Annotated in this window: 6 protein-coding genes; 4 read left to right on the top strand and 2 right to left on the bottom strand. The window is 53.5% G+C overall.

The window, feature by feature from the left end; translation table 11 throughout:
• Nucleotides 1–233: AAA family ATPase (locus B5E41_RS30725; protein WP_176439498.1), on the bottom strand; the 233-nt coding region annotated here is incomplete at its 3' end.
• An 884-nt stretch (nucleotides 234–1,117) separates the two neighbouring features.
• A complete protein-coding gene (locus tag B5E41_RS30720) occupies nucleotides 1,118–1,816 on the bottom strand; it encodes a nitrogen fixation protein NifQ (RefSeq protein WP_088397314.1) in 699 nt (232 codons plus the stop codon).
• 1,286 nt (nucleotides 1,817–3,102) lie between these two features.
• On the opposite strand from B5E41_RS30720, the gene B5E41_RS30710 reads away from it, so the two are divergent.
• From B5E41_RS30710 to B5E41_RS30685, 4 genes are all read left to right on the top strand, one after another.
• A complete protein-coding gene (locus B5E41_RS30710; RefSeq protein WP_088397313.1) occupies nucleotides 3,103–3,540 on the top strand; it encodes a DUF3846 domain-containing protein in 438 nt (145 codons plus the stop codon).
• 1,233 nt (nucleotides 3,541–4,773) lie between these two features.
• A complete protein-coding gene (locus B5E41_RS30695) occupies nucleotides 4,774–6,108 on the top strand; it encodes a radical SAM protein (protein WP_245303194.1) in 1,335 nt (444 codons plus the stop codon).
• Nucleotides 6,089–6,583, top strand: a complete 495-nt coding sequence (gene speD / locus B5E41_RS30690; RefSeq protein ID WP_088397311.1) for an adenosylmethionine decarboxylase — start codon at nucleotides 6,089–6,091, stop codon at nucleotides 6,581–6,583. The genes B5E41_RS30695 and speD overlap by 20 nt, the downstream gene beginning before the upstream one ends.
• Before the next feature lie 46 nt (nucleotides 6,584–6,629).
• The coding region (locus B5E41_RS30685; protein ID WP_141098859.1) for an IS5 family transposase at nucleotides 6,630–7,029 on the top strand (400 nt) is incomplete at its 3' end.

Raw genomic sequence — 7,029 nt, 5'->3', positions numbered from 1 at the left:
AGCACGTCCTCGAGCTCAAGGTCTTCCACCGAACCTTCCTGGGCTGCCAGATGCAGAACCGTGTCCTGTGCTTTGGCGTTCAGGATCAGCCGGGTGGAGTCAGCTTTCGGGTCGCATCCGACGATCAGGATCTTCTGCCCGAGGTCGACAAGCGCTGCGAGCGTATTTTGGGAGGTGGTGGACTTGCCGATCCCCCCTTTGCCGTAAAATGCGATTTGACGCAAATCTGACATATCGCCTTCCTTCTTTCGTTCCATCCATCGCTGAGTAAAAGGCCGGCAGCTCGCGCCGCCTCCCATGGCAGTCTTCAAAACCCGTGCCATGTGGGCAGCAGCATATAAAACAGTTGGTTTGCTGATCTTCAGCTATTTAATTCCCAAACTTTCGAAGGCGGGTTCGACAAACTCTTGTCCCGAAGCCGCCAAACTGGACGAGCGGCTGTGAGGTTTTGTCGGTTGGAAATCGCTAGCGTCAAAGATCAACAAATGTCGTCCGTATCCCTACATCCCAAGCGAAGGGACAGAAGTAGTGTGGCAAGTCGTAGAGCCAAACAGATCGATACCGTCTTGATGGCCGATCGGCTTCGCACCACGCGTTGGATTAAGGCCGGATGATCAGCAGAACGCAGATGAAGGCACAGTAGAGATTGTCGCTTACAACAAACTCGCTGTTATGCTTTCTCCATGAACACATAGGAGGAATGCCGCCAGCTTGGCAGCTGCAGTCTTGCGGCCGGATTGTTTCGCCATAGGCTGAGATTGACAACAGAGCCGGTTTCGATCGTCAGCGGGTCAATTCTTAGGAAATGCTCGAAGGCTACAGCAAAGATCGTGAGCAAGGTATCAAGTAAAAGCGCTAGTCGCAGATGCTTTTTTCCAGGCGCACGCTCAGCTCCGACAAATTGTGGATCGCGTGGTCGAATACGGCGAAGAGCTTATGGCAATTTTAGTAGGTGCTATCAAAATCGCCCGATGATCACCATCCGACGACGACATCACCGCTCATCTTTAAGGAAGTGGCATTTGCGCGTGCCGCACAGTCGCAAATATCGGGAGCAAGGATCCCCGTTCTCGGTTCAACGTCGCCGGACAAGCCCGCTAGGTTGCATCTGGGGCCTTCACGTTTTCAAGATCTGGCGCCCGACGAACTCTGCCGCTCCAGAAAGACTTCCGCTTTCCTCAGGCAGAAAGCATTCATTAAAATCGCCGCATTCCTTGCAGCTGGGAGCGCTACAAAGGGAAAAGCCTTCAGCTTCGCAAATCTTGCGGTAAAAATACTTCTTCCACCTCATGTTGTTGGTGTTGCCTGCCGCCAGCGCCGGAAAATGCGCGAACAGCAATCTGCCAAGTTCGATCTTGTCAAGCAAGCCGAGATCCCGCCAGAGGTGGTCTTCACGCATGGAACGTCGCGCAATGATCTTAGCGAAACGCACGCCCTCAGGGTCGCCTGGCCGGACATACGCTAGAAGCATATCGCGCAACAGTTGCTCCTCCGCATCAGGCACGCAATCACTCGCCTCTTGCAGGGCAAAGGCGCGGATGAGCCTTGCCGGAAAACTGCGGGTTGGAATATCCCGCAGCTCCCTAAGCGAAAGGCCGGTTGCCTCGGTCGCGGTGGCAATCCCCATCTCAATTTCTTCAAGTGCGCGCGAAAAAACGCGGAAGAGCACATAGTCATCAAAATATAACCTAAGACCCATCTGGCATGGTCGGCTGACATAGAGTGTTTGGCAATCGTCGCAGTGGTCGACGGCTATGCTGGTTTGACGTGCTGCGTCCGCTACCGTCGAGACCCCGATGTGATGCACATTTGGCATGCGCTTCGTCGCTTTCTCCAATAATCGAATTCAGTTGGCTGCTTTGGCCCTCGCAAGGCGAACAATCAAAGATTGTGCCAGCTTGAGCAAGTGACACTTGAAGCCTCGATCGCCCGTGCAGCGGGGAGGCGATCCCGCCTCCAGTGGTCGCCAAACGGACAAATGCAGGCTTTCAATCTGCAGCGCCGATCGAGCAGTCTGAATGCAGCAATCCGAGCGAAGATCAAAGATCAACGCCTGCGCAAAGACGCGTTAGCCGATAGAGTTATCCATATGTCTCTTCTATAGTCCTCAGAGTAGTTGGAGACCGGGCCTGTTCGCCGCGCTCCGAAGGCCGCCGCCATAGCGAGCAACAAGGCGGCGCCAGTATCTCTCCGGGATACGCAATAGAATCTGCCGCTTCCTATCTATTGCATTTTTGTACGCTCTCCGCTGCGGTCGCGATCGGCTTCCTTGGTTGACACCTCCGTCATGCACCAAGGTCGCCAATCAGGAAAAATAGATTGATTGGATGTCATCATTTGCGTTTTGAATAACGCTCAAAACGCGGCACCAAAAACGCCTGGGGACCGAGGGCGAATTCGCGACCGCGGCACTCAGCACACTTGAGTAAGCCAACAGTGAGCGTGGCTGTTGCCCCGGTTGCGCTAGCCAAATGTCGTGATGCTCGGATGGAACTCGCCGATTGCAAATTTTCTTTCTGCTTTCAACGTCGTAAGGAGTGCCTTGATAGAAGCTCCACTCGTCAGCTTCGAGTTCAGGCTCTCGCGTCTGCAGCGGTGGGAGATGATTTCTAATTCTGCCGGGTATTCGTACAACGTACAGATCTCGTCAAATCTGGAACACGCACTCGTTTGCATAATCTGCCCAAGGTCGGGATTCCGTTCCGCAAAGGTGGGACAAATGTCGAGCCATACGAGCGGCGACGCCGATGGCCGCCACGTTCGATTGCTGAACCCGCCCTGGTCGACTGCGCGGCCGCCGGTATGGTTTAACATCGTCGCGTACATTTTTGGCGCGAATTCTGTATAGGGGCGTGCCGGAATAAAAACATGCCAATCAAAATATCACATTAATTACAACATGATGATCGCTATCGGAGCACCGCGTCCGGAGCCAAGCTTGGTTTAAGCCGAACCGAATTGGCGCAGGACCATTTACACAGCACACTGAAATCTGCATATTGCCGCGCGTTGTCGCTATCCCGAGTTGATGGACAAGTCGCTTTCGCTCCAGCCAAAAGCAGCTGGGCACGGGCTCTTTTCAAGAAATTAGAAGGCAAGGATATGGAAAATTTTGTGTATCTGTTGGAGTCGGAAAGTGCGATCTTTCGCGCCGCTGAGCTCCCTGATCGCAACAGCATTGCATCGATCTCCGGTTTAATTGGCAGTGATCTTATTCAGATGATCCGCTTCGACGACATGCACTCGCTATTTGTTGGGGAAGAAGCTTTGCGAGCTGGGTTAACCGCCTTTACGATCTTTGACGGGTACCCGATCCCTCTTGCCGGGAAAATAGCGCTTTTGGGAGGCGATGGTAGTAAACCTTATCGTTCGCCGTCAATAATGATGACGGAAGCCGCGCGACGTTTTAAATGTTGCCGGCCGGTGCTTGATCCTGTGTTTGTTCCGATGGACCGAGTGGTGAACAAGGGCCTCATCGTTGCGGGCGCACTGGAAAGCTTGCAAGTGCGTATTGATCGCCGCTCCCCGGTGCTCCTATGAGCGCAATGACGAATGATGGGATCCACGAGAATGAACTCTATCGCGCCGGTTCGCTCAGAGTCCGCGAGCGTGGCGCCATGGGCACGAGAAACGGAAAGCTTACGCCTCAAAATTGCGGCGTTTACTACGTTGCCGAATGCCTCCCGTTCCACTGGACAAGGTCAACACTGAAGGGCGGAAGACATTCATTGCATTTGCCGAGTTGGAAGCCGCGAAGGAAGAAGTCGCCACTTTGGCGTATTCGCGCTTACCCGGCTTTTGGCAACCTATGGCACCAGCTGAATGCCGAAGTATTTGATCGCTGTCGACGGCGCAGCCCGCATTGATTGCAGACGCTGTTTCAACGCCTGCTCACGGCGAAGTCATGCACGTTCATAGGGTGGACGAACGGGCGAAATCGTCGGCGTTGACGCAGTTGAAACATTGGACGAACGAACGGGGAGCAAGACCTTGCCCTTTAGAACCTTTTTTTGCATCCTGCTGCTGGTCACGTGCACCAGTGCTGTTTCGGCTTACGCTGCCTCGCTTTCCATCTTCAAAGCGTTCGCTGTAACCTTAGCGGCTTCGTTTTTCCTTCAGGTCATCTATTTCTTGAGCCTGCTATTTATGTCCTTCCGGCCCACGCGCGAGAGCGACAGGTCGATACATTCAGGAACTTGGCAGGCAGACCAGCCACAAAAACGTGATCGCGATGAAACTGAGCAGTCCAACGTCCCCAAGCTTGACCCAAGGCGTAAACGGCGCACCCCTTAAGGCAATTTCGGCAGAGGACAGATTATCAAATATACCGGGCATTACCACTTGGTGTATTCTACGTGCTTCGCGGTTATACTAGCATATGTGCTGTATCAATACTTATGCCATCGGATACGACCAAGTCTAATACCGAAGAAAGGATCGCCTAGCCGCCCGAATCATTTCAAAAAATATTATAGATAGTGGAGGAAGCCCGTGAGCTTACGTGTAATCGCGTGTTCTGCCCCCCAGTTTTCTCACGGCGAGGCGGGCGAAATGGCATTATCAAGCGCCGATCCGGCAAGCCTCTACAATGCCTGCAGATATGCTGCGTCACTGGCATCCAAGGCGGAAGGTGCATGGGGCGAAAGCAATTGGCGCGGCACCAGGAGTGACAGGCGACAATCAACGCTTCTGCTATCTGACATGGACGATGTGCAGCGAAGGCTAACGCCGCTATTAGTCCGGGTCCGGCCCAATTTAGTTCTCATAGGAGCGATGTCGATATGCTTCCGTGGTGCGATTGAGACAGCGAAATACATCAGAGAGTTTCTAGGCGATGACGTTTGTATCGTTCTTGGCGGTCGCCACGCCACCGAAACAATATATCGGGATGACGAAAATCGTGTAAGACATCATCTAGCGTCCCCTCTGCGGCTAATTGCTGACGGAAAAGTTTCCAACTGTTTCGACATCGTGCTCTCCGGAGATGGTGAACACTTTATCGCGGAAATTGGGTGCGTCGTAGCTTCCTTGGAAGCAAGAGGTTTTTCGCCAAGGGAGGCGAAATTCTCATTGGGCCACCTGACGACCACCCCGGGGCACTGGATCGCCGGCACAATCATGGACGATCAGGTCCACACTGTGTGCTCTTCGGGCATGCCGCTCGATTATAATGGGATGCCATCCCCAGCCGAAATGTTCGGAATTACAACTAGCTTTGACGTGTTTGGTGGCGCGCCTACCGCGCACGTCTTCAGCGACATCGGGCGTGGATGTATCTATGATTGTATCTTCTGCAGTGAGAGGATCAGCGTTGTCGGGCCTCCTCGACAGTTCAAGACAAGCCCCCACCGGTTATGCGGCCAGCTCGCAGCAGCCCACCGCGTAGTCAAGGCAGATTACGGCGAAAACTTTCCTGTCTCGGCGTTCATTGAAGATTCAACTCTTCTTGGATGGAATCCGGCCCTCGTAGCCCAGTTTGAAAAGGTATTCGACCCACTCGAAAATCCTGTGCGGCTTGGCGGACAAGCGACCATTGACCAAATCGTTAATAACCCAGCCCTTGCACGAAGACTAGGCCGCATGGGCCTGGAATATCTTTTCATCGGGGTCGAGACACCGCGCCCAGAACTTGTTGGAGGTCTTCACAAGAACATCGCCACCAAGAAGGGTTCGTGGATGGAACGCGCGGACAAAGCAGTTGAGATCTTGTCCGAAGCCGGAATCAAGGTTGGGGTATCCCTCCTATTTGGCATGGGCGAGGGAGCTGCTGAAAGGCAGCAATTGTTTTCGGCCTTAGAAAGCTGGCGGAAAACGGGCTCTCTGATCACAATCAGCATGAACTGGGCCGTCCAACACCCTTTGAGAAACACGGTTCAGGGGAATGAATATACCTATTTGGATTGGGCGGTGTCGCCCGGTCCCATGCTGTCGTTGTTAAGGAATTTTGGCGAAGCCTCTGAGATCTATCCAATTGCCGGCGGTACAAACCCAGACGAAGCCTCGGTAAAGGATATTCTCCAAGCCACCACGGAGATCATGGCTATGCCGCCTGCACACCCAATGCAAAAGCAAGAAGCGGAGCATATATATGCTGAACGGAGCGCCTAAAGGCGGAATAAATTACCCTACCTCAGACCGAGTATGCGCCGGAACCCATCTCTTTATTGATATGTGGGATGCAGAAAATACGGGAAATGCTGAAGCGATTGAGGCGGCGGTAGCGCAAGCCGTTCATGACTGCCGCGCAACGATGTTGGAATCGAGTTATAGAAAATATAGCGAAGATGGGGGCGTCACGGGCTTCGCAATTCTCGCTGAATCGCACATTTGCGTAAATACCTGGCACGAAGAACGCATGGTCGCGATAGACGTATTTTTTTGTGGTTCGCTAGACCCGTACGCGAGTATCACCGCGTTGCGCGACGTATTTCGCCCATCCCGGATCGATATTAGCGAGCACAAGCGTCTTCTTGGAACAAGAATAACGCATCCCAATATTGTGGAAGCGCTTCAACCGAAAGTATTCTCCGAAATCGAGGTGGAACATGTCTTAGAGCCCGATTTAAAAGAAGTTGAGCGATAACAGGCAGTTGTGATTCCCTATTGGTGCTAAATCAAATGGGGTTTCGATGAGCTGGACTGCTATCGCTCGCCGTGAGCATAACCGAGACGTGCTTCGTTTTCCAAGTGATTTGAAGGACCGGGAATGGGCGTTGATCAAACCGCTGATCCCGCCAGCGCGTCGTGGCGGGCGGCGTCGGACGACGAATATGCGCTCGGTCGTGGAGGCGATCCTCTATATCGCCTCGAGCGGCTGCCAATGGCGCATGCTGCCGGGCGATTTTCCGCCGGTTTCGACGGTGCGCGGTTATTTTTATTCTTGGCGCGCGATCGGACTGTGGCAGAGCATCAACCAGCTTCTGGTGATGGCGGCGCGGGAAATCGAGGGACGGGAGGCGCAACCGACGGCAGGGATTATCGACAGCCAAAGCGTCAAGACCACGGAAAGCGGCGGAATATCCGGCTATG

The organism is Rhizobium esperanzae (genome assembly GCF_002204185.1).
Taxonomy (GTDB): Bacteria; Pseudomonadota; Alphaproteobacteria; order Rhizobiales; family Rhizobiaceae; genus Rhizobium; species Rhizobium esperanzae.
Note: the sequence above shows the minus strand (reverse complement) of the source record. Positions and strands in the feature narration are given on the sequence as shown.

Excerpts from the sequence above, each read along its gene's own strand:
- B5E41_RS30695 (WP_245303194.1), top strand. The coding sequence starts at position 4,774 with ATGTCGATATGCTTCCGTGGTGCGATTGAGACAGCGAAATACATCAGA.
- B5E41_RS30720 (WP_088397314.1), bottom strand. The coding sequence starts at position 1,816 with ATGCCAAATGTGCATCACATCGGGGTCTCGACGGTAGCGGACGCAGCA.
- speD (WP_088397311.1), top strand. The coding sequence starts at position 6,089 with ATGCTGAACGGAGCGCCTAAAGGCGGAATAAATTACCCTACCTCAGAC.
- B5E41_RS30710 (WP_088397313.1), top strand. The coding sequence starts at position 3,103 with ATGGAAAATTTTGTGTATCTGTTGGAGTCGGAAAGTGCGATCTTTCGC.